The organism is Novosphingobium sp. P6W (assembly GCF_000876675.2).
GTDB lineage: Bacteria > Pseudomonadota > Alphaproteobacteria > Sphingomonadales > Sphingomonadaceae > Novosphingobium.
Genome location: NZ_CP030352.1, coordinates 2,910,725 through 2,929,589 on the forward strand (window position 1 = coordinate 2,910,725; position 18,865 = coordinate 2,929,589).

An 18,865-nucleotide genomic window follows, 5' to 3' on the forward strand; every position below is an offset into this window, starting at 1 on the left:
ATAGGCAGGGCAACTTAGGCCCTTACGGTGCGTATTGAACACAATGATCGGCATTAGCCAGTCCAGCGCCAAGCGCGCCATCATCGACATCGGCTCGAACACGGTGCGCCTTGTCGTCTACAATGGGCCGCCGCGTGCGCCCGTCGTCGTGCTCAACGAGAAGGTCAACGCCCGGCTCGGCAAGGACCTCGGCCGTACCGGCGCGATCTCCGACAAGTCGATGCGCGCTGCACTGGCGGCGCTGGCCCGCTTCGCGGCACTGCTGCGGCTGATGGGGGTGGACAACGTCGAATGCGTCGCCACCGCCGCCGCGCGTGACGCCGCCAACGGCCCTGAATTCCTTGACGCCGTGCGCAGCTTCGGCCTTTCCCCCCGCCTGCTTTCCGGCGAGGAAGAGGCCCGTGCCAGCGCCACCGGCGTGATCGCCGCCTTCCCCGGCGCGCGCGGCGTGGTGGCGGATCTTGGTGGTGGCAGCCTCGAACTGGTTGAGATCGACGCGCAGGGCATCCGCCCCGGCGGCATCACCCTGCCCTTCGGCACCCTGCGCCTGCCCGACATGCGCGCGCTGGGTCCGCAGAAATTCGCCGGTGCCGTGCGCGCAGGCCTCGATGCAAGGGGCTGGGATGCGGCCAGCAACCGCGCTCGCGGGTTGCCGCTCTACATCGTCGGCGGTTCGTGGCGGGCACTGGCTCTTCAGGCAATGCGCGTGCTGGGCTGGCCGGTGGACGATCCGCATGGCTTTGAACTTCCCGCTTCGGAAGCGCTCCACCTTGCCCGCGAATTCGCGAAGGGCAAGGTGGAGGACCCGGACCCGCGCATCTCCAGCTCGCGCCTGGCCACCCTGCCCGATGCCGCGGCCCTGATGGCGCAGACGATCGGCAACCTGCACCCTTCGCATCTGGTCTTCTCGTCGTGGGGTCTGCGCGAGGGACTGCTGCACATGCAGCTGCCCGCCGCCGTCCAGCAGGAAAGCCCCATGCTGGCCAGCGTTGCCGCCTTTGCGCAGGGCGCGCGCGTTGACGCAGACGATGCCGCGCGCGTGGCCCTGTGGACCGCTCCGGCCTGCCCGGGCGCCGATGACGACCGTGACCTGCGGACCGCTGCCGGCCTGCTCGCCCTTGCCGCGATGCGCACCGAGCCCAACATGCGCACCGAGGAAGCGCTGACCTGGGCCCTGCGCAAACGCTGGATCGGCCTCGACATGCGCGGCCGCGGGATGATGGCGATGACCGTATTCGCCAATTCGGGCCTCACCGCAGCGCCGACCGATTTTGCCCGGCTGGCCGAAAAGGCCGACCTCGACCGCGCGATCGGCTGGGGCCTGGCCGTGCGCCTCTGCCGCCGCCTGACCGGCGGCACCGCGCAGGGTATGGCGGCCTCCGGGCTGACGATAGAAGGCGATGTGCTGGTGCTGTCGCTGGGTGAACCGGCTGGTCCGCTCTACGGCCCCGGCAATGGCAAGGACCTCAAGACGCTGGCCGACTGGCTGGGCCTGACCTGGCGGGTACAGACACGCGAAGGTGCGCTGATCGAAGCGTGATCCCTGGATCCTCCCCTTTGGAGGGAGGATCTTCACGACGTTCAGACCAGCGTGGAACTCTGCGCGATGGCCGAAATGCCGCGCTTGCCGCCGCTGCGATCGAGCTGCACCACGATGTCGATCACCGACGCGGCATATTCCAGCGTCTCCGCCCGCGTCAGCCCAATGCCGGTCTGCATCGACATCAGCGCGATCTGTTCCAGCGCGCCGCGCGGGCTGTTGGCGTGGACAGTCGAGAATGAACCCGGATGTCCGGTGTTGATGGCGCGCAGGAAGCTGACCGTCTCGGTGCCGCGCAGTTCGCCCAGCACGATACGGTCGGGGCGCAGGCGCAGAGCCGCCTGCAGCAGGTCGTTGGCCGAAACCTTGGCCTCGCCCAGTTCGCCCTTCACCGCGATGAGACCCACGCCATTGGCGCCGGGCAGGCGCAGTTCGGCAGTGTCCTCCACCAGCACGACGCGTTCGTGCTCAGGGATTTCCGTGAGCATCGCGTTAAGGAACGTGGTCTTGCCGGTAGACGTACCGCCGGAAATCAGGATCGTGCGGCGGCGGCGGATGGCGTCGCGCAGGAACGCGATCGGCTCGGCCATGGGATCGGGCGTCGGCGCTTCGGCCGGCACCGTGATCGGCCCGCGATCATAGGCATCCAGCGGCAGTTCCAGCAGCCGGTGCCGGCGAATCGCCAACGCCCAGTTGGCGCGCGTGGCAGGCGGGCCGACAAGCTGGATACGCGCGCCCGACTGACCGCCATAAGCCGGCAGCGTCGCCGAAAGCAGCGGGTGTTCGCGGTTGATGCCCTGATGGCTGATCCGCGCGACCTGTTCGGCGAGGCGCTGCAAGAGGCGGTTGTCCATCTGCGGCAATGCCACGCACTGCATTCCTGAAAGCGCGGCATCCTCGACCCAGATCTCGCCGGGGCGGTTAACGAGGATTTCGGTGACCGTCTCGCGCTCCAGCCAAGGGCGCAAAGGCGCGAGGTAGGCGTCAAGATAGACGCTGCGCGCGGCGGCGGCATCGGCGATCACATCAGCCACGGGGGACTGCGCCAATTGCGGCTGCAAGGTGAGAATATCGGCCATGGTGCGTCACTGGACCTGGCTGAAGTCCAGATCCTTGGCAGTGAACACGCGGATCGGCTCACCCTGACGCACGCGGATGGTCGGGCCGATCTGCGCGCCGCTCTGCACCGCGCTCGATGCCGCGGAACCGCCGCCGGACACGATCACGTTCGAACCGCTGGACGCCAGCGTCGTCAGTCCGCCGACCACCGAAAGCAGCATCGCCGAGCCGAAACGCTCGAAGAAATGGCTGTTGACCTTGCCGGGCAGGCCAGTCTCGCCGCCGAAGGAAACAGCGGGCGAACCCAGATTCACCGAGACTCCGTCCGGGCGGATCAGGCGCGACCAGATGACATAGGCCCGCTTCTGGCCCGCCGTCAGGCCGCTCTTGTACTGGCCGATCAGGCGCGAGGAGCGCGGGACCAGTACGCGCTTGCCGTCGAAGCTGCGCACGTCGGTCGAAACGATAGCGCGGACATAGCCGGGCACATCAGTGTCGATCGCGGTTTCCAGCACGGCGGGGATCAGCGTGCCCTGCGTTACCGTGGTGGCCGGATCGAAAGAATGGCTGGCCGCCGCAGTCGTCCCGGGGCCGCCGATGCGGGCAGCAAAATCGTCGTTGGCGGTGCCGCCTTTCGCAGCTTCGCCCGCGGCTCCCCCGACGGCCACGGCCGTGCCGGTCCCCACGTCGAAAACGACCGTGGGGCTGGCATAAGGATTGGCCTGGGGGACTGCCGCGGTCGCAGGCGGCGCGGCAAGTACCGGGGCGGGGGCGGGCTCGGGAAGCGGCGCCGGCATAACCGCCGGGGCGGGCGCAGTAACCACGGCGGCAGGCGCCGGGAGCGGTTGCGGCGCCGGAACCGCCGGCTTGAGGCCTGCCGGATTGCGCGCCGAGTCCATCGACCACAGCGTCAGCCCGCCCAGCGCCGCGACGATAAGGACACCGGCGGCAAGACCGAGGCCATCTGCCTTTTTGCGCTGGCTGACCTGCGGCAGGACGTTGCGGGTGGCCAGGTCGATGACCTGAGCACCCTCACCGTCACGCGGATCGGTTGCGTCGGCACGGGAAAAGCGTTCGCGGATCGAGGAATTCGGCGCCATGTTTCAGTTCCCCGAAGAAGTGGGTGCCGCTGTCCCGGCGGACGGCGTGGGCGAAGATGGAGTAGCAGTTGCCACGACAGGCTGGAGCGTGGGAACCGGCGTAGCTGCAGGCGCGGCCGGTGCCGGACGCGAGGCGAGAGGCAACGAATTCACCAGTTCCGCTTTCGACTTCCCCGAGCGCAGGACGATCGAGTTCGGCACGTCCTCCAGCACGATCGTGGCGCCGCGCACGGCATAGTTCACCGGGCCTTCGTCGCCCTTCTCGTTGGTGACGAGGATCGCAGGAATCGCCGCCTTGTCCGGCCATAGCAGGTAAGTCGACATGCCATCGTCGTAGACGCGCGAGGGCATCAGCTTCTCGACGCCGACGCGCTTCCACGCGAAGTTGAGCGCCGCCGGGTCGGACGGCATGCCCAGAGGATTGCCGGCGGCCAGCGCCTGTTCGGCCGGGTCGAGCGATGCAAGTCCGCTGCCGTCTGCCGCCATTTTCGCCTCGTCCTTGTAGGTAAAGCGCAGCATGTAGAGCGGCCTTGCCTTGGTGGTGGCGACAAGGTCGAAGAAATAGGTGTGGCGGTTGGTCACCACCGTCATATTGGTGCGCGCCGTGCTTTCGAGCGGCTTCACGAAGAGCAGGTCCGCACGCTTGTTCGGCGTGATCTGCCAGGCCTGCGAATCGCCGACCGCGACGTTTTCGATGGCCTCGCCCTGGCCGAAGGCGATGGTCGCCTGCACACCGGCCCGGCCGTCGATACGCACGACCTCGTTGTCGCTGAAGGCGTGGGCGACAAGCCGCTCATCGGCCTGCGCCGGAGCAGCCAGCGTCAGCGCGCCCAGGCTCACTGCGGCGGCGAGGTTGCGCATGGTTGCGCGGATCATCGTGTCTTCTCCTTCGCCGGCGATCTGCCGGTGTCGTTCGATGCGCGAAAGCGGCTGCCGATCCCGCGAGCGCGCGGGGCCGATTCGCCCTGCCGCAAGGGTTCGATGCCGCCGCCCACGACTTGCGTTACCACGGTTCGGCGGTCACCCGAACGCCCGCCGCTGCTATGTCCTTGCCCCGGCGCTTCGGCCATGGCGGAAGCACCTGCCGCAGCAATCACCGAAGTGCGGCCCTGATAGCTGGAAGCCGCAGGCGCGGGCGCACTGGCCGGAGCCGGCGCCGCAGCCTGCCCGGAGGAGCCCGAGCGTTCTCGCTCATTATCGGCGCCCAGACCAAAGACCTGCCAGCCCGACACCATCGTCGCGGCCACTTTCACCACCATCACCATCAGCGCGACATGCACCGAGGCGACAAGGAAGAACGCCATTGCTCCGCGCCCGTCGATCTCGCCGGCATTGGCGTTCTCGACGAGGCCGGAAATGATCGGCACAAGCAGTTCCAGCGTGATCCCGCCGCCCAGCACTACGAACAGCGGGGTAACGGCGGTCAGCACTACACCGCGCAGCCAGCCTGCGGTCAGCCCGCGCGTGCCGCCGAACAGCGCCATTATGACGAAGATCGGCCCCAGAGCGAGCAGCACGCCCAGCGCGATGCGCGCGGTAAGCAGCACGCCCACAGTGCCCAGCAGCAGCAGCAGCGCGCCCATCCACATCACGCTTTCGGGCGTGAACAGCCCGCCTGCGCCCTTGGCGGCAACGGCGGCACCGGCAGCGGCCGCACCGCCGCCGTCCTGCGCTGCGCCGCCTGCGTTGGAAGTGGCTTCGGAAATGTCGTTGATGGCGCTGAAGACAATATCGATCCGGTCACCGAAAAGCTGCGTCGCCGAGCCTTTTGCCCCCATCAGCACGCCCGCGATCCAGTCCGGTCCACCTACGGCGAGGTTCCAGACCACGCCCTGATAGGCGATCCAGCTGGTGGCAAACGTCAGTACCACGCCCAGACGCAACATGCGCGGGGTGAGCGCTGAAATGCCAAGGCTGGAACGCCCGGTAAGCAGCGAGAACGCGAAAAAGGCGATGTAGAGCGTAAGCAGGATCGTAAGGACCGGCCCCATCGCCCCGCCCGCGCCGAACAGCCGTCCGAATGCGGAAGCGGCCATCTCGTTGGCTACGCAGTCGACAGCGCGCAGCGCCGGGGCGACCCCGGCGGAAGCGACTTCGGTGAGCTGTTCGCAGGCGTTCGCCATGGGGCTTACTCCGCCGCCTCGGTCCAGAGTTCGCCGCCTTCACCCTCTGCCGGCCACTGCATTCCAGTCAGGACCGGATACCAGCCTTCCGGCGCATCACCATAGCGTTCACGAAGCTGGTCAAGCTTGCGTACAGTGCTCTCACGGCCCGACAACACGGTGAGAACCTCAGGCATACCGGCAAGGTCGAGGCGCACCACCACCGAGGTATCGGCCTGACGGATCAGGAAGCAGCGCGAATGCACCGGCAGCGTGCGGATGACGTCAAGTTCATGCTGCGACAGGCCGAAGCCCTCGCAGTAATCCTCGGCCCGCGCGCGCGAATTGGGCATGAAGATCATCGTCGCGGTCTGTTCGACCAAGGCCGTGGCGATCTTGGAATCCAGCGCATCGCGCGCCGACTGGGTGGCGAATCCCACCAGCGCATTGCGCTTGCGCAGCGTCTTGAGCCAGTCACGGATACGGGCCGCGAAGACCTCGTCGTCGAGCGCCTTCCAGCCCTCGTCGATGAGGATCATCGTCGGCTCGCCGTCAAGGCGCTCGTCGATGCGGTGGAACAGGTACATCATGACCGGCGTACGCAGCCGCGGGCTTTCCAGCAGTGCGGTCATGTCGAAGCCGAGAACACGCTGGCTCAGGTCGAGACGGTCGTGCTGGTTATCGAACAGCCAGCCATGCTCGCCCCCCTGCAGCCAGGCGTCGAGGCGCGACGCCAAGTCGCCCGCTTCGGGACGGCGCGCGCCGGCGAGCAGTTCGCGAAAGTGCGACAGGCGGCGCAGCAATGGGTCGTTGTGATACGCGGCGTCGACCGCGCCCGCGATAGTCGAAAGCTCCTCCGGCCCCTTCGCGGCAAGCAGCACGCCTAGCCAGTCGCGCAGGAAAGCACGGTTGGCGGCGGTGTCAGGCAGTGAGAGCGGGTTGAAACCAGTGGGGTGGCCGGCCGCGATGCGGCTGTAGTTCCCGCCGATGCCGCGCAGGAACACTTCTGCGCCGCGATCCTTGTCGAACAGGATGGTGCGCGGCGCGAACTTCTGTGCCTGCGCGGCAAGGAAGTTCATGACCACCGTCTTACCTGAACCCGACGGGCCGATGACGGTGAAGTTACCGAGGTCACCCTGGTGGAAGTTGAAGAAGAACGGCGTCGAACTGGTTGTCGACAGCAGGGTGACCGCATCGCCCCAGTGGTTGCCGCTCGCCTGCCCCATGGCAAAGCCGTGCAGGCTGCCGAAGCAGGCCATGTTTGCGCTGGAAATCAGCGCGCGGCGCACGATGAAGCTTTCGTTGCCGGGAAGCTGGCCCCAGAATGCGGGTTCGAGGTTCACATCCTCGCGCACCGCGATCGCGCCGGCATCGGCCAGCGCAGCGGCACACGAAGCGGTGACTTCGTCGAGCTGGTCCAGCGTATCGGCGCGGACCAGAACCGTCAGGTGATGATCGCCAAAGCCGACTGCGCCGGTGCCCAGGGCATCGCGCGCGGCGGACATCTCGCGGCGTTCAGCTGCCGCCTCCTCGTCAGCGCTGCGTAGGCGGCGCACGGCAAGGTCGATACGTTCACGGGCAATCTGGCGGTCGGACGGGGCGTAAGTTTCGGTCAGCACCAGTTCGCAGGGCAGACGCAGCAGCGCGTCCGTAAGCCCCGGCGCGGTGGAATCAGGGTATTCCTTCAGGGACACAATCGAGCCGAAGCCGCCGCCGGTCGCGCCGCGCAGTTCCAGCGCGTCCATGCCGAAACTGGCGCGGCGATACGGCAGCATGTGGCCGATGTCGGTGTCGTCCGAGGGGCGGCGCACCGGCCGCATTTCGCCGTTGTAGAGCGCCGAAAGCAGTTCAAGCACCTCTGAACATTGGCCGGCCGCGCCCTCGTAGTCGCCCAGCAGCCGCGCCCCGTAGGCACCGAGCGAGGCGACCATCGCCGAAGCAGCGGCCTTGAGCGCGCGAACGTCACCGGGATCGGCCTCGACCGATTCGGCTTTCGACTTCATCATGCGCGACAGCTTGTCGGCCCAGCCCGCCTTGCCGCGTGCGGGACGGCGCACCAAGGTAATGAACTGGTCGTTGACGAACAACGCGCCCGAGGACGTGCGCGCACGCCAGCGTGCATCGATATGCGCCGCGAGCGAATCGTCGAACCGGCCGTCCATCTCGATCTCCACGCGGCGGCGGATAACGTGATGATACAGCACGAAGCGCGCATCGAGCGAGGAGCGCAGCAGCACTTCGCGGGTGGCGACATGGGCGTTGAGTTCGTCGGTGTCGGCAGTCTCGAAAGCCAACCCGGGCACCATCAGCGAGAGCATGACCGAGCCATCGCGCAGGCGCACGACGTTCTCGTCCACCAGCGCGGCATAGGGCAGCCGTTCACCGGCGAGCACTTCCTTCGCTCCCCAGCCCTTCAGCGGCGATTTGAAGCTCTTGGCCATTATGTCGTTCCCCCACGCCGTTTCGATGCCGGCGCGTATTCGATGTTACGGCGCGTAGCTGTTGCAACCCCAGCGCTGCCAGTTTGCAACGCGCGGGCATTTGCTGACCTTGGCGATCCACAGGTCGAAAACCCGCGGTTCGCGCAGGCACGCGAGATATCCGGCCCCGTGGATCACCAGCGCCGCCGGCACTGTCCAGAAGCTCTTGGTAATAAGGAAAATTTCGGTAGTCAGCGCGGCGTTGATGATGAAGTAGCTATACGTCACGCCCGCGAACATCTGCGGGCGGGTCAGCGCGCGGTGCACGGGGTAGCGGGCCAGGCTCATCAGCCCGCCCCTCAGCCCACTGCCGCGGACTGGATACCGGTGACGATCGCGCCGGCGCCGAACAGGATGAATACGCCAATGATGACGGTCGCACCGAAGCGCCAGTTCATCCGGCCAGTCAGCATCATGAAGCCGACGGCGGCAACCGCCATGACTGCAACTGCCGTAGCGACATTACCGAGCAGCGTGCCCTGCAGCCAACCGAGTGCGGCTACGATCGGCCCCGAACCTGCCGGGTCCTGGGCAACAGCCTGCGCATGGGCCAGCGAAGGTGCGAAAAGGCCGAGGGCGGCGCCCAGAGCGGAGAGAAAGCCGCGCGTTTTGCGGCCGTCAGACTTTACGTATCGAATCACCATGTCCTCCGTGTGACGGCCAAGTGCGCCACCTTGATGACAGGTGTGTGACGATGGCGCGGCAGACCGTCATGGTTCCGGCATGTATCACAAGAATGTTTGCGAATTCAAAAATCCGTCATCAGTTACAAAATACCCTATCCTTTCGACCGATGCATTTCATAACTGAAATATCGGCGTAAAATGCCTTTAATCGCGGATATTCCAGCAGCAATCCCTCACCGGTTTGCGGTATCCCGGCAAGGGATTGCGACGAATCAGCGGGCCGCCATGGTACGAGAAGCCGTTAATCCTTTCAAAGCGGCGCGCGCGGCCTGGCGCGAATCCATCCAGGTGCCATCGGCCAGTTCAAGATCATAACGTTCGGGCGTAGCCACTGCAGCGCGGTAGGCAGCCAGCGCCCGGTCACCCTGCCCGGCACGGGCGTAGGCCGCACCCAAGTTGATCAGGGTCGCCGGATCTTCGGACCGCGCCGCGCCGTTCGCTTCAAGCTTGCGGACCGCAGCCTGTGAATTTCCCTCGGAAAGTTCGCGATAAGCGACTTCGGGCACATCTGCCGTCGGCCGGTCTATGGCAAGCGAGAAAGCCGACTGCCCCAGCAGCGCGGCTGTGAGAAGGACTGAAAGCGACATGGCAACTCTCCCTTTATCGTGTTCGTTGTTCACATCGTCTGCGCGAATCCCCGATCCATCAACAAAATGACGAATATGTCATAAAACTGCAATAACAACGTGAATCGCCTCAACAGCGCGAGTCGCGAGCGGCGCCCGTGGCACTTGATAGCTCTTTGGCATTCATCACAGCAGATTTGTCACATTGATGTCGCATTACTGCACATTAGTGTCATCGTAGCGCCAACATAATGTCATTCGCGCCCCTTAGACGCCCGGTGGCAACGAAGGCGGAATCGTCGCCTCGTTTCGACCTGAACACGGGGGATCCATCGTGAAGAAAATTTCTGGTCTGCTGCTTATGAGCTGCAGCGCTATCGCTCTTGCCGGCTGCGGAGCCGATGACATTTCCTCGCCCGGCGCGGGCTCGATCAACGTTCCCATCACGAACCCCGCCCCCACGCCGGCCCCGACCCCCACGCCTGGCACCGGCCTGGTCGAAGCGGCCTCGGATTGCCCCTCGATCGGCGCAAGCAAGGGCCTGACCAACAGCGGCACCATCACCGGGCCCCAAGGCACATGGCGCGTCTGCACCTTGCCCAACCTGATCGATGCCAGCACGACGTTGCCGAAGACTGCCGGCGTGCTTTACCGCATGAACGGCCGCGTTGACGTGGGCTGCGACGGCGGTCTGACCACCCCAACCACCGCAGCTCCGCGCGCGACGACCACCGCCAGCTGCAGCGGCCGCTCGCTCACCGCAGACACCAACGTCACGCTCACCATCGAACCGGGCGTCATCGTCTACGGCGAGAACGGCGCCGAGCCGGCATGGCTGGCAGTCAACCGCGGTAACAAGATCAACGCGGCAGGCACCCTGGCCCAGCCGATCATCTTCACCACGTATGACAACGTGCGCGGCATCGCCACCGAAGCTACCGACGGCCGCTGGGGCGGCGTCGTGCTCATGGGCCGCGGCATCACGACCGATTGCACCGCCGGCGGTTCGACCACCAACCAGACCTGCGAGCGCGACACCGAAGGCGCGTCCAGCCCGGCCGTATTCGGCGGCAGCGACAACGCCTACAATGCCGGCACCATGCGCTATGTGCAGATCCGCTACTCTGGATTCGTCCTGGGCGCGAACATCGAGCTTCAGGCCCTTACCGGCGAAGGCCTCGGCACTGGCACCACGCTGGAATACATCCAGAGCGTGAACAGCTCGGACGATGGCGCCGAATTCTTCGGCGGCGCGGTCAACGTGAAGCACTACATCGCCGTCAATGCCGACGATGACAGCCTCGACATCGACAGCGGTCTTCAGGGCAACTTCCAGTACGTCCTGATCGCCCAGCGCAACGCCGACGGCGACTCGCTGATGGAAGTCGACAGCAACGGCAACGAAGAGCTTCTGCCCCGCCAGAAGAGCGTCGTCGCCAACTTCACCGCCATCCAGCCGGGCGTAAACAACAACTCGAACAATGCCGCAATCTTCGCGCGCGGCAACGCCGACCTGACCCTGGTCAACGGCATTGTCGTTGCTCCGCAGGACGAGTGCATCCGTCTCAACGGCACCGGCACCACTCCCGCTACGCTCAAGGCCTTCTCGGTGGCCATGACCTGCGGCGGCACCGGCGCCTTCCTCGGCACCGGCAGCTACACCGCACCGCAGGTACAGGCGCAGTTCGGCGCCGGCACCAACAACAATGCCGCTTTCACCTCGACGCTGACGAGCACTTTCGTCAACGGCACAAACGAAACCGGCGTTATTGCCTATGCCGACATCAAGACGCTCTCGAGCTACTTCGACACGGTGACCTACATCGGCGCTGTCAAGGACGCCACCGACACCTGGTTCCGTGGCTGGACCTGCGACACTGCTTCGGCAGAGCTGGGCTCCAACTCGCGCTGCACGGCGCTGCCCGTCACCTGAGGCATCCGCCCTTAGCCGACAAAAAAGGGGGGGCGGTCCGCGAAGGCCGCCCCCTCGTTTGCATCAATTATTGTTCCAGGGGGACACCACATGAACAAGCGGCTCGTATCGGCGCTGCTGCTTTCCAGCGCACTGACCATGCCGATGGCGGCGTGGGCGCAGGATAGCACCACCACCGACACCACAGCGCCCACCGCCACCGGCACGCCGCCCATCGCGGAACCGGAAGGCGCGGAAGAGGCCGACGCACCCGACGTGTCGATCCCGGGCGGCGAAATTCTCGTCACCGGCCAGCGTTCGCGCAACGTGCAACGCTACGCGCCGCAGGTCGTGTCCGTCCTGTCCACCGAACAGATCGCCCGCACCGGTGAAGGCGACATCGCCGGCGCGCTCAGCCGCGTCACCGGCCTGTCGGTAGTCGGTAACGGCTACGTCTACGTCCGCGGCCTGGGCGACCGTTACTCGCTGGCGCTGCTCAACGGCTCGCCGCTGCCCAGCCCCGAGCCGCTCAAGCGCGTGGTTCCGCTCGACCTGTTCCCGACCAGCATGATCGCCTCCTCGCTCGTCCAGAAGAGCTATTCGGTCAACTTCCCCGGCGAGTTCGGCGGCGGCGTCATCAACCTGACCACGCGCGCCGTGCCCGACAAGCCGTTCCTGACCGTCGGCGGCGGCGCCTCGTGGGATACCGAGACGACGAACAAGCTCGGCTACACCTACTACGGCAGCAAGACCGACTGGACCGGCTACGACAACGGCAACCGCAACCTGTCGGTCGAGATGAAGGATTACTTGAAGAGCGGCACGCTGCTCAATGGCACCAGTGACGAGGCCCGCGCCATCGGCAGCACCCTCATCAACGGCCGCAATGGGGTGATCCAGCGCGACGATCACCAGCCCGTCAACTTCTCGGGCAGCATCTCGGGCGGCACTTTTGTCGATATCGGCGAAGTGCGTCTGGGCGTGATCGCCGCCGGCAGCTATTCGAACACTCTGCAGACCAAGGATATCACGACGCAGCGCGTGGCCGGCCTTGATCCCGACACCCGCGAGCAGGACTTCCAGCAGATCGTCACGGACAACCGCATCGTCGCCAACGCGATGGTCGGCCTCGGCCTCGAATGGGGCGAAAACAAGATCCGCTGGACGAACCTCTACATCCACGACACCGTCAAGCGCACAGCGTTGGCGCTGGGTTACCAGAACGCCACGCCCTCGATCGACTACATGAACCAGGACACCGGCTTTTACGAACGCCAATTGCTGGACACCCAAATCGTCGGCGAGTTCAAGTTGGGCGGCGATACCGAACTCGACGTTCGCGGCGGCTACGCCAATTCGAAGCGCAAGGCGCCTTACGAGATCTCGCTGCAATACGTGCGCAGCAACTCCGGCCAGTTCGGCGACTCGTTCATAAACCGCCTCGACGGCGGCAACCAGGGCGATGCCGAAGTCACCTTCTCCAACCTCAATGAAGACGTATGGTCGGCCGGTGCCGACTTGTCGCACAGCTTCTCGCCGGGCTGGACGGGCACGGTGGGCTACGCCTACCAACTCAACGATCGCCGCACCTCGCGCCGGGCCTTCCAGATCCGCGCACAGGGCGATACTCGCCTGGTTAGCGCCTTCGGCCTGCTCCGGCCTGACGTGCTGTTCCAGCCGGGCATGTTCTTCATCGATCAGGCAACGGGCGGCGCGGTCGATTACCACCTACTCACCAACGAGATCGACTTCGCGGGCGCCGTCTTCGATGCCAAGCTGAACAACCATGCCTGGTACGCCAAGCTGAATGGTTCTCTCACCGAAGCGCTGACGTTCGACCTTGGCGTGCGTTGGGAATTTGCCAATCAGTTCGCCGGCGTCGTCCCCATCGCGGACACCGGCACGGCAATCCCCGACGCCAATCTCGAGCGCGAGTACTGGCTGCCCGCACTGACGCTGACCTATGAGATCCAGCCAGGTCTGCAGGCGCGCGTCAACGCATCGAAGACGATTGCCCGCCCGCAGTTCCGTGAATTGCTGTACCAGACGTTCTTCGATCCCGACAGCAACCGCAGCTACCGCGGCAACCCGCTGCTCGTGGACAGCCAGCTGTATAACGCAGAAGCCCGCGTCGAATGGTACATGAACCGTGGCGACAAGGTCTCGCTGGGTGCGTTCTTCAAGCGCCTCGACAATCCGATCGAAACGTTCCTGGTTCGTCCGGGCAACGATTTCGTCACCACTTACGCCAACGCTCCGAAGGCCGACCTCTACGGCGCAGAAATCGAAGCGCAGAAGTACTTCGACGCCTTCGCCGATCGCCGTATCCTGATTTCGGCCAACTACACCTACACCAAATCGAAGCTGAAAGTGAAGGAAGGCGACACCACCGAGGTGTACGGCGCCTCCACTAACAATGCGCTCGATTACTTCCGCAACGGCGCCCCGCTTACCGGGCAGTCGGAGCATATCGCAAACGTGCAGATCGGCCTCGAACAGCAAGGCAAGCTGTCGCAGCAGACGCTTCTGCTGAACTATGCCAGCAAGCGCGCCACAAGCCGCGGTCTCAACCAGTCGGGCCAGCCCGATATCTTCGAGAACCCAGGCTTCACGCTGGACTTCGTCGTGCGTCAGGGCATCGCTCTGGCCGGCAAGGATGTCGAACTGAAGTTCGAGGCCCGCAACATCACCGGCCGCAGGCATCTTGAATATCAGGACTTCGAAGCCGGCCGTATCCAGGTCAACAGCTACGATGTCGGCCGCGTGTTCGCGCTTTCGGCAGCCGTGACCTTCTGATTTCCAACGGGAGGGACCTGCCCTCCCACGCTAACTGGAAAGGTCCGGGCGCAGCGATGCACCCGGGCCTTTTTTTGCACTTCACAAGGCTGCATGGCGCGCGTAAGGGGCGCGGGTCATCTGGGGAGTAGCCACCCGTGCTCCCGGCCTGCAAAGGCTTCGCGCGGGCTCTGCCGTCAACATACTTGGCCGAGAGGCCATGGCGCGCAGGAGGACGGTCGAACCGTTCGGGCGAGACCAATGACGCTTGCGGTTCCGCTCGGCCGGGCGGGTTCCGTATGCGTCGTTGTGTCTTGTCTATGCCCGGCCCGGAGTATCTGACTTGGAAGCCCTGCTCACCTCCACCGCCGTCGTCGCGCTTGCCGAAATCGGCGACAAGACCCAGCTGCTCGCCATCGTGCTGGCCACGCGCTTCAAGAAGCCATGGCCGATCGTGGGCGGTATCTTCGTCGCCACGATCGCCAACCACTTCCTCGCCGCTCTCGTGGGCGAGCAGGCGGCCTCGTTCCTCGACGGCCTGTGGTTCCGCTACCTCGTCGCCGCCAGCTTCATCCTGATGGCCGCATGGACCCTGATCCCCGACAAGTTCGACGAAAACGAAGACGCCAAGCCTAGCCGCTTCGGCCCCTTCGTAGCGACCGCAATCGCCTTCTTCCTGGTTGAGATGGGTGACAAGACGCAGATCGCCACGATCGCGCTGGGTGCACGCTTCCAGAGCGTGATCCCGGTGATGATGGGCACGACCATCGGCATGATGATCGCCAACGTGCCGGCCGTGTTCCTGGGCAACGAGCTTATCAAGCGGGTGTCGCTGACCATGGTGCGCACGGTCGCGGCGCTATTGTTCCTGGTGATCGGCCTGTGGCTGCTGGCCCAGACCGCCGGCTGGCTGGGCTGATGATGATTGCGCCGTCCCGAAGTAGCCGGGGCGGCGCGATCTTCACACCGTATCGAAGACATACCCCAGCGAACGCACGGTTCGCAGCGGATTGCCCGCTCCTACGCCCTTGAGCGCGCGGCGCAGGCGGCCGATCCATACGTCGACCGTGCGCTCGTCCACCGGCGGTTCCTGTTTGCCCAGCGCGGAAATCAGCTGGGTACGGCTGAATACCCGCCCGGGATGCTCGATGAAATAGCGCAGCAGGCGCAGTTCGTTGGGCATCAGCGAGATCGGCTTGCCCTGAAAGCGCGCCTGAAAGGCCGCTACGTCCACCATTAATTCGCCCTGCGTGACCACGCGAATGCCCGCGCTGTCCTGTTCGCCAAGGTTGGCGCCCAGCACCCGGTCCAGCAGCGCAGTACGCGTCAGCGGACCGACCATATAGTCGTCGGCCCCCATGCGCAGCGCACGCTTGCGATCTTCCTGGTTGTCTTCCTCAAGCACCATGGTGACATGCGCATGCGCCGTCAGCGCATCGGCGCGCAGGCGCCGGCACAGTTCCAGACCGGACATTTCTGGCAGGACCCAGTCGATGAAAATCCACAGCGCACCCTCGATCAGAGGCAGCTCGGAAAAGTCGGTCCAGCGGTGCAGCACCACGTCGAACTGGTCGTGCCGAAAAGGCGCCAGTGCGCCTGCGGCTCCTCCGGAGAGTTCGCTCGCCAGCAATATGTCGATCCGCCGCATCGCCCCTTGATCGCCCTTCGTCCGGCTGAACGGCCCCCATATGGATCGTCGCACGGGCGGGCTTTTGCATCCCCAGTGTGACGAACGGGTGACATATCGATGACATGGCGGTGAAACCCGAAAGACGAGCTGGCCAATGTCATCGAACCGACCCGCAACCGTCACGCCCGCGCAACGCCCCGATGGCAAAGGACCCTGAGCAGACAGCCGGGGACGACTGACAATGCGCGAAAATGTAGACACCCTTCTCGCCCGTGACGCCGAACGCCGCAGCGGCATTCCGGCCTGGCTCGACATCCCCGAGCCGAAGGGCTTCCGCCCCAAACGCAAGTACCGCACGATCTGGATTTCGGATATTCACCTTGGCACGCGCGGCTGCAACGCCGCCATGCTGGTGGACTTCCTGAGCGCGGTCGAATGCGAAACGCTCTACCTCGTCGGCGACATCGTCGACGGCTGGCGCCTGCGCAAGGGCTGGTACTGGCCCGACGCCCACAACGAAGTGGTGCGCCGCATCCTCAAGATGGCCCACCGCGGCACCCGTGTGATCTTCATCGCTGGCAACCACGACGAAATGCTGCGCGACTATGCCGGCCTCAGCTTTGGCGGTGTGGAGCTGGCGCTGGAATCGGTGCACACCACGCTTGACGGGCGGCGCCTGCTGGTGACCCACGGCGACGCTTTCGACGGCGTGGTGCTCTATGCCCGCTGGCTCGCCTTCCTGGGCGACAAGGCATACGGCATGCTGCTGCGCGCCAATATCGTTTTCAACGCGGTGCGCCGCCGCTTCAAGATGCCGTACTGGTCGCTTTCCGCCTATATGAAGAAAAAGGTGAAGAACGCCGTCCAGTACATCGGCAGCTACGAGGAAGCAGTCGCCAATGAGGCGATCAGCCGGGGCTTCGACGGCGTGGTTTGCGGCCATATCCATTGCGCCGAGATCCGTGAGTTCGGCGGCATCACTTATTACAACGATGGCGACTGGGTCGAAAGCTGCACCGCGCTGGCGGAAGACCTGACCGGCAACCTTGCGATCATCGACTGGATCGCCGAGACCGGCGGCCACACAGTCATGCCCGGGGCGCTGGCGGAGGCGCCTGTTCTGGAGACGGGCGCGTGAAGCTGGCGCTGGCAACCGACGCCTGGTTGCCGCAAGTCAACGGCGTCGTCCGCTCGCTGACCTCCACTGTCGATCACCTGACCCGGCGCGGGCATCAGGTCGAGACGGTCACGCCCGACCGCTTCCTGACCCTGCCGATGCCGGGCTATGCCTCGATCCGGCTGGCGATGGCGCCGCGCTTCGGCGTGCGCCGAATGCTCGACAAGGCGGCGCCGGACATCGTCCACATCGCCACCGAAGGCCCCATCGGCTGGGCCGCGCGCGGGTGGTGCCTGTCGCGCGGCGTGCCGTTCACCTCGGCGTTCCACACCCGCTTTCCCGAATATGCTGCGGTCCGCACCGGGCTGTCGGCCGAATATTTCTGGCCGATCCTCCAGCGCTTCCACGCCGAAAGCCAGGCGGTGATGGTTTCCACCCGCAGCCTCGCCGGGGAACTGGCCGAGCGCGGCATCGGCCCGACGCGGGCCTGGAGCCGCGGCATCGACCATGCCCAGTTCCGCCCCGACGGCCCGCGCCATCCGGCCATGGCCGCCCTGCCCGGCCCGGTGCTGCTCAACGTCGGCCGCGTCGCGCCGGAAAAGAACCTCGAAACGTTCCTCAATCTCGACGTGCCCGGCAGCAAGGTCGTCGTCGGTGACGGCCCGGCGCTGGAAACTCTGCGCCGCCGCTATCCGCAAGTGTTGTTCCTTGGCTCGCTTTCCGGGCAAGAACTGGCCAGCGCGTACCGCGCCGCCGACTGCTTCGTGTTCCCCAGCCTGACCGACACCTTCGGCCTGGTAATCATCGAGGCGCTGGCCTGCGGCACGCCGGTGGCGGCCTTTCCGGTCACCGGCCCGATCGATATCCTCGGCCTCGACGGGCGCGGGGTCGACCACCGCGTGGGCTGGGCGGCCGGAGCACTCGATACGTCGCTGGCGCGAGCCATCGAGGGCGCGCTCACGGCAGAGCGCAACGATGCGGCGGCGCTGGGCAACCTCTATTCGTGGGACCGCGCAACCGACCAGTTCCTGGCTGCCATCGAAGGCGCCCTGCAACACGCCGAACGCGGATTGCTTTCCGCCGCCTAACGAAAACCGAGGCTGCGTGAAATCGCGGCAGCCTCTTCCAATACCAGCCTTCCCAGTTCGTCCAGCCGGCCTTGAGCGCGGCCGCTGGGCGCTGCAATTACCAGCGCCCCGACCACACGGGCGGATGCATCGCGGATCACGCTGGCCGAGCCGGTCACGCCCTCGGCCGCCTGGTCCACAGTCTGCGCATACCCCCGTTCACGGGCTTGATCGACGATCTGCGCCAGTGCGGCAGGATGGGTCACAGTGCCCGGTGCGAGTTGTCCAAGTGCAGCGCGCTTGAGATAGACGTCCACCGCCGCCGGCGAACACGTCGACAGCAGCGCCCGTCCGCCAGCCGTCGCGTAGAACGGCCGCCGGTCACCAATCGAGACGGAATAGCGAACGACATTGCGGCTCTCCACGAGGTCCACATACGTTACCTGATCGCCCTCCTGATCGCCCACGGCCAGCAGCACCGTTTCACCGCTGCGCTCGCACAGGCGGCGCATTCCCTCGCGCACGAGATCGGAGCTTTGCAAGCGCCGCCTCGCCTCGGTAAGCGCGCTGCCCAGCCCGAACGCGCCGGGGCCCAGCCGCCAGGCGCCTTCGGCCGCAGTGACGAAATCCTCATCCGCCAAGCCGCGCAGCAGGGCCGCAAGGCTGCTCTTGGGCGTCGCGAGACGGCGACTGAGATCCGCAAGCGATACAGGCTCGGTACTGGCGCATAGAGCCTCCAGCAAACGGATGACGCGGGTAACCGACTGGGGCGAACCGCCGCGACGTTCCTCCCTCTTCTCTGCGTCCGCGTTCTGGTCTTCCGCGCTCAAG

Annotated in this window: 16 protein-coding genes; 6 read left to right on the top strand and 10 right to left on the bottom strand. The window is 65.5% G+C overall.

Features of this window, described 5'->3' with window-relative positions; genetic code table 11:
- Positions 1 to 43: 43 nt before the first annotated feature.
- Positions 44 to 1,540 carry an exopolyphosphatase gene (locus TQ38_RS13980; protein WP_043971228.1) on the top strand — a complete coding sequence of 499 codons (1,497 nt, stop codon included), beginning with the start codon at positions 44 to 46 and terminating at the stop codon, positions 1,538 to 1,540.
- Positions 1,541 to 1,581: 41 nt separating this feature from the next.
- Here the strand turns inward: TQ38_RS13980 and virB11 are convergent, their stop codons facing one another.
- The 8 genes from virB11 to TQ38_RS14020 form a co-directional block, all read right to left on the bottom strand.
- A complete protein-coding gene (gene virB11, locus TQ38_RS13985; protein WP_043971229.1) occupies positions 1,582 to 2,619 on the bottom strand; it encodes a P-type DNA transfer ATPase VirB11 in 1,038 nt (345 codons plus the stop codon).
- A gap of 6 nt (positions 2,620 to 2,625) precedes the next feature.
- The gene (locus tag TQ38_RS13990; protein WP_043971230.1) at positions 2,626 to 3,699 is read right to left on the bottom strand and encodes a TrbI/VirB10 family protein; all 1,074 of its coding nucleotides are present in this window, start codon (positions 3,697 to 3,699) and stop codon (positions 2,626 to 2,628) included.
- A gap of 3 nt (positions 3,700 to 3,702) precedes the next feature.
- Positions 3,703 to 4,575, bottom strand: a complete 873-nt coding sequence (locus TQ38_RS13995; protein WP_043971232.1) for a TrbG/VirB9 family P-type conjugative transfer protein — start codon at positions 4,573 to 4,575, stop codon at positions 3,703 to 3,705.
- On the bottom strand, positions 4,572 to 5,822 hold the full coding sequence (locus TQ38_RS14000) for a type IV secretion system protein (protein WP_043971233.1): 1,251 nt from the start codon (positions 5,820 to 5,822) through the stop codon (positions 4,572 to 4,574). Before TQ38_RS14000 ends, TQ38_RS13995 begins: the two co-directional genes overlap by 4 nt.
- A gap of 5 nt (positions 5,823 to 5,827) precedes the next feature.
- Positions 5,828 to 8,242, bottom strand: coding sequence for a VirB4 family type IV secretion/conjugal transfer ATPase (locus TQ38_RS14005; RefSeq protein ID WP_043971235.1), 2,415 nt, complete (start codon positions 8,240 to 8,242; stop codon positions 5,828 to 5,830).
- A 45-nt stretch (positions 8,243 to 8,287) separates the two neighbouring features.
- A complete protein-coding gene (locus TQ38_RS14010) occupies positions 8,288 to 8,569 on the bottom strand; it encodes a type IV secretion system protein VirB3 (RefSeq protein ID WP_043971237.1) in 282 nt (93 codons plus the stop codon).
- 11 nt (positions 8,570 to 8,580) lie between these two features.
- Entirely contained in the window at positions 8,581 to 8,925 is a 345-nt protein-coding gene (locus TQ38_RS14015; protein WP_082057525.1) for a TrbC/VirB2 family protein, read from the bottom strand.
- A gap of 254 nt (positions 8,926 to 9,179) precedes the next feature.
- Positions 9,180 to 9,554 (bottom strand): hypothetical protein, encoded by a 375-nt coding sequence (locus TQ38_RS14020; RefSeq protein WP_052505559.1) that lies wholly within the window; start codon positions 9,552 to 9,554, stop codon positions 9,180 to 9,182.
- Positions 9,555 to 9,867: 313 nt separating this feature from the next.
- Here TQ38_RS14020 and TQ38_RS14025 point away from each other — a divergent pair, with 313 nt between their 5' ends.
- From TQ38_RS14025 to TQ38_RS14035, 3 genes are all read left to right on the top strand, one after another.
- A complete protein-coding gene (locus TQ38_RS14025) occupies positions 9,868 to 11,466 on the top strand; it encodes a hypothetical protein (RefSeq protein WP_082057526.1) in 1,599 nt (532 codons plus the stop codon).
- A gap of 90 nt (positions 11,467 to 11,556) precedes the next feature.
- Entirely contained in the window at positions 11,557 to 14,241 is a 2,685-nt protein-coding gene (locus tag TQ38_RS14030) for a TonB-dependent receptor domain-containing protein (protein WP_043971241.1), read from the top strand.
- Between the two features lie 322 nt (positions 14,242 to 14,563).
- Positions 14,564 to 15,139 (top strand): TMEM165/GDT1 family protein, encoded by a 576-nt coding sequence (locus TQ38_RS14035; RefSeq protein ID WP_043971243.1) that lies wholly within the window; start codon positions 14,564 to 14,566, stop codon positions 15,137 to 15,139.
- Between the two features lie 42 nt (positions 15,140 to 15,181).
- Here the strand turns inward: TQ38_RS14035 and TQ38_RS14040 are convergent, their stop codons facing one another.
- Entirely contained in the window at positions 15,182 to 15,868 is a 687-nt protein-coding gene (locus TQ38_RS14040) for a response regulator transcription factor (RefSeq protein ID WP_043971245.1), read from the bottom strand.
- A 223-nt stretch (positions 15,869 to 16,091) separates the two neighbouring features.
- Between TQ38_RS14040 and TQ38_RS14045 the strand changes: the two genes are divergently transcribed.
- A complete protein-coding gene (locus TQ38_RS14045; protein WP_043971248.1) occupies positions 16,092 to 16,988 on the top strand; it encodes a UDP-2,3-diacylglucosamine diphosphatase in 897 nt (298 codons plus the stop codon).
- Entirely contained in the window at positions 16,985 to 18,055 is a 1,071-nt protein-coding gene (locus tag TQ38_RS14050) for a glycosyltransferase family 1 protein (protein ID WP_043971249.1), read from the top strand. The genes TQ38_RS14045 and TQ38_RS14050 overlap by 4 nt, the downstream gene beginning before the upstream one ends.
- Here TQ38_RS14050 and TQ38_RS14055 read toward each other — a convergent pair.
- Entirely contained in the window at positions 18,052 to 18,864 is an 813-nt protein-coding gene (locus TQ38_RS14055) for an IclR family transcriptional regulator (protein ID WP_043971251.1), read from the bottom strand. The two genes, TQ38_RS14050 and TQ38_RS14055, sit on opposite strands and share 4 nt — an antisense overlap.
- Position 18,865 lies beyond the last annotated feature (1 nt).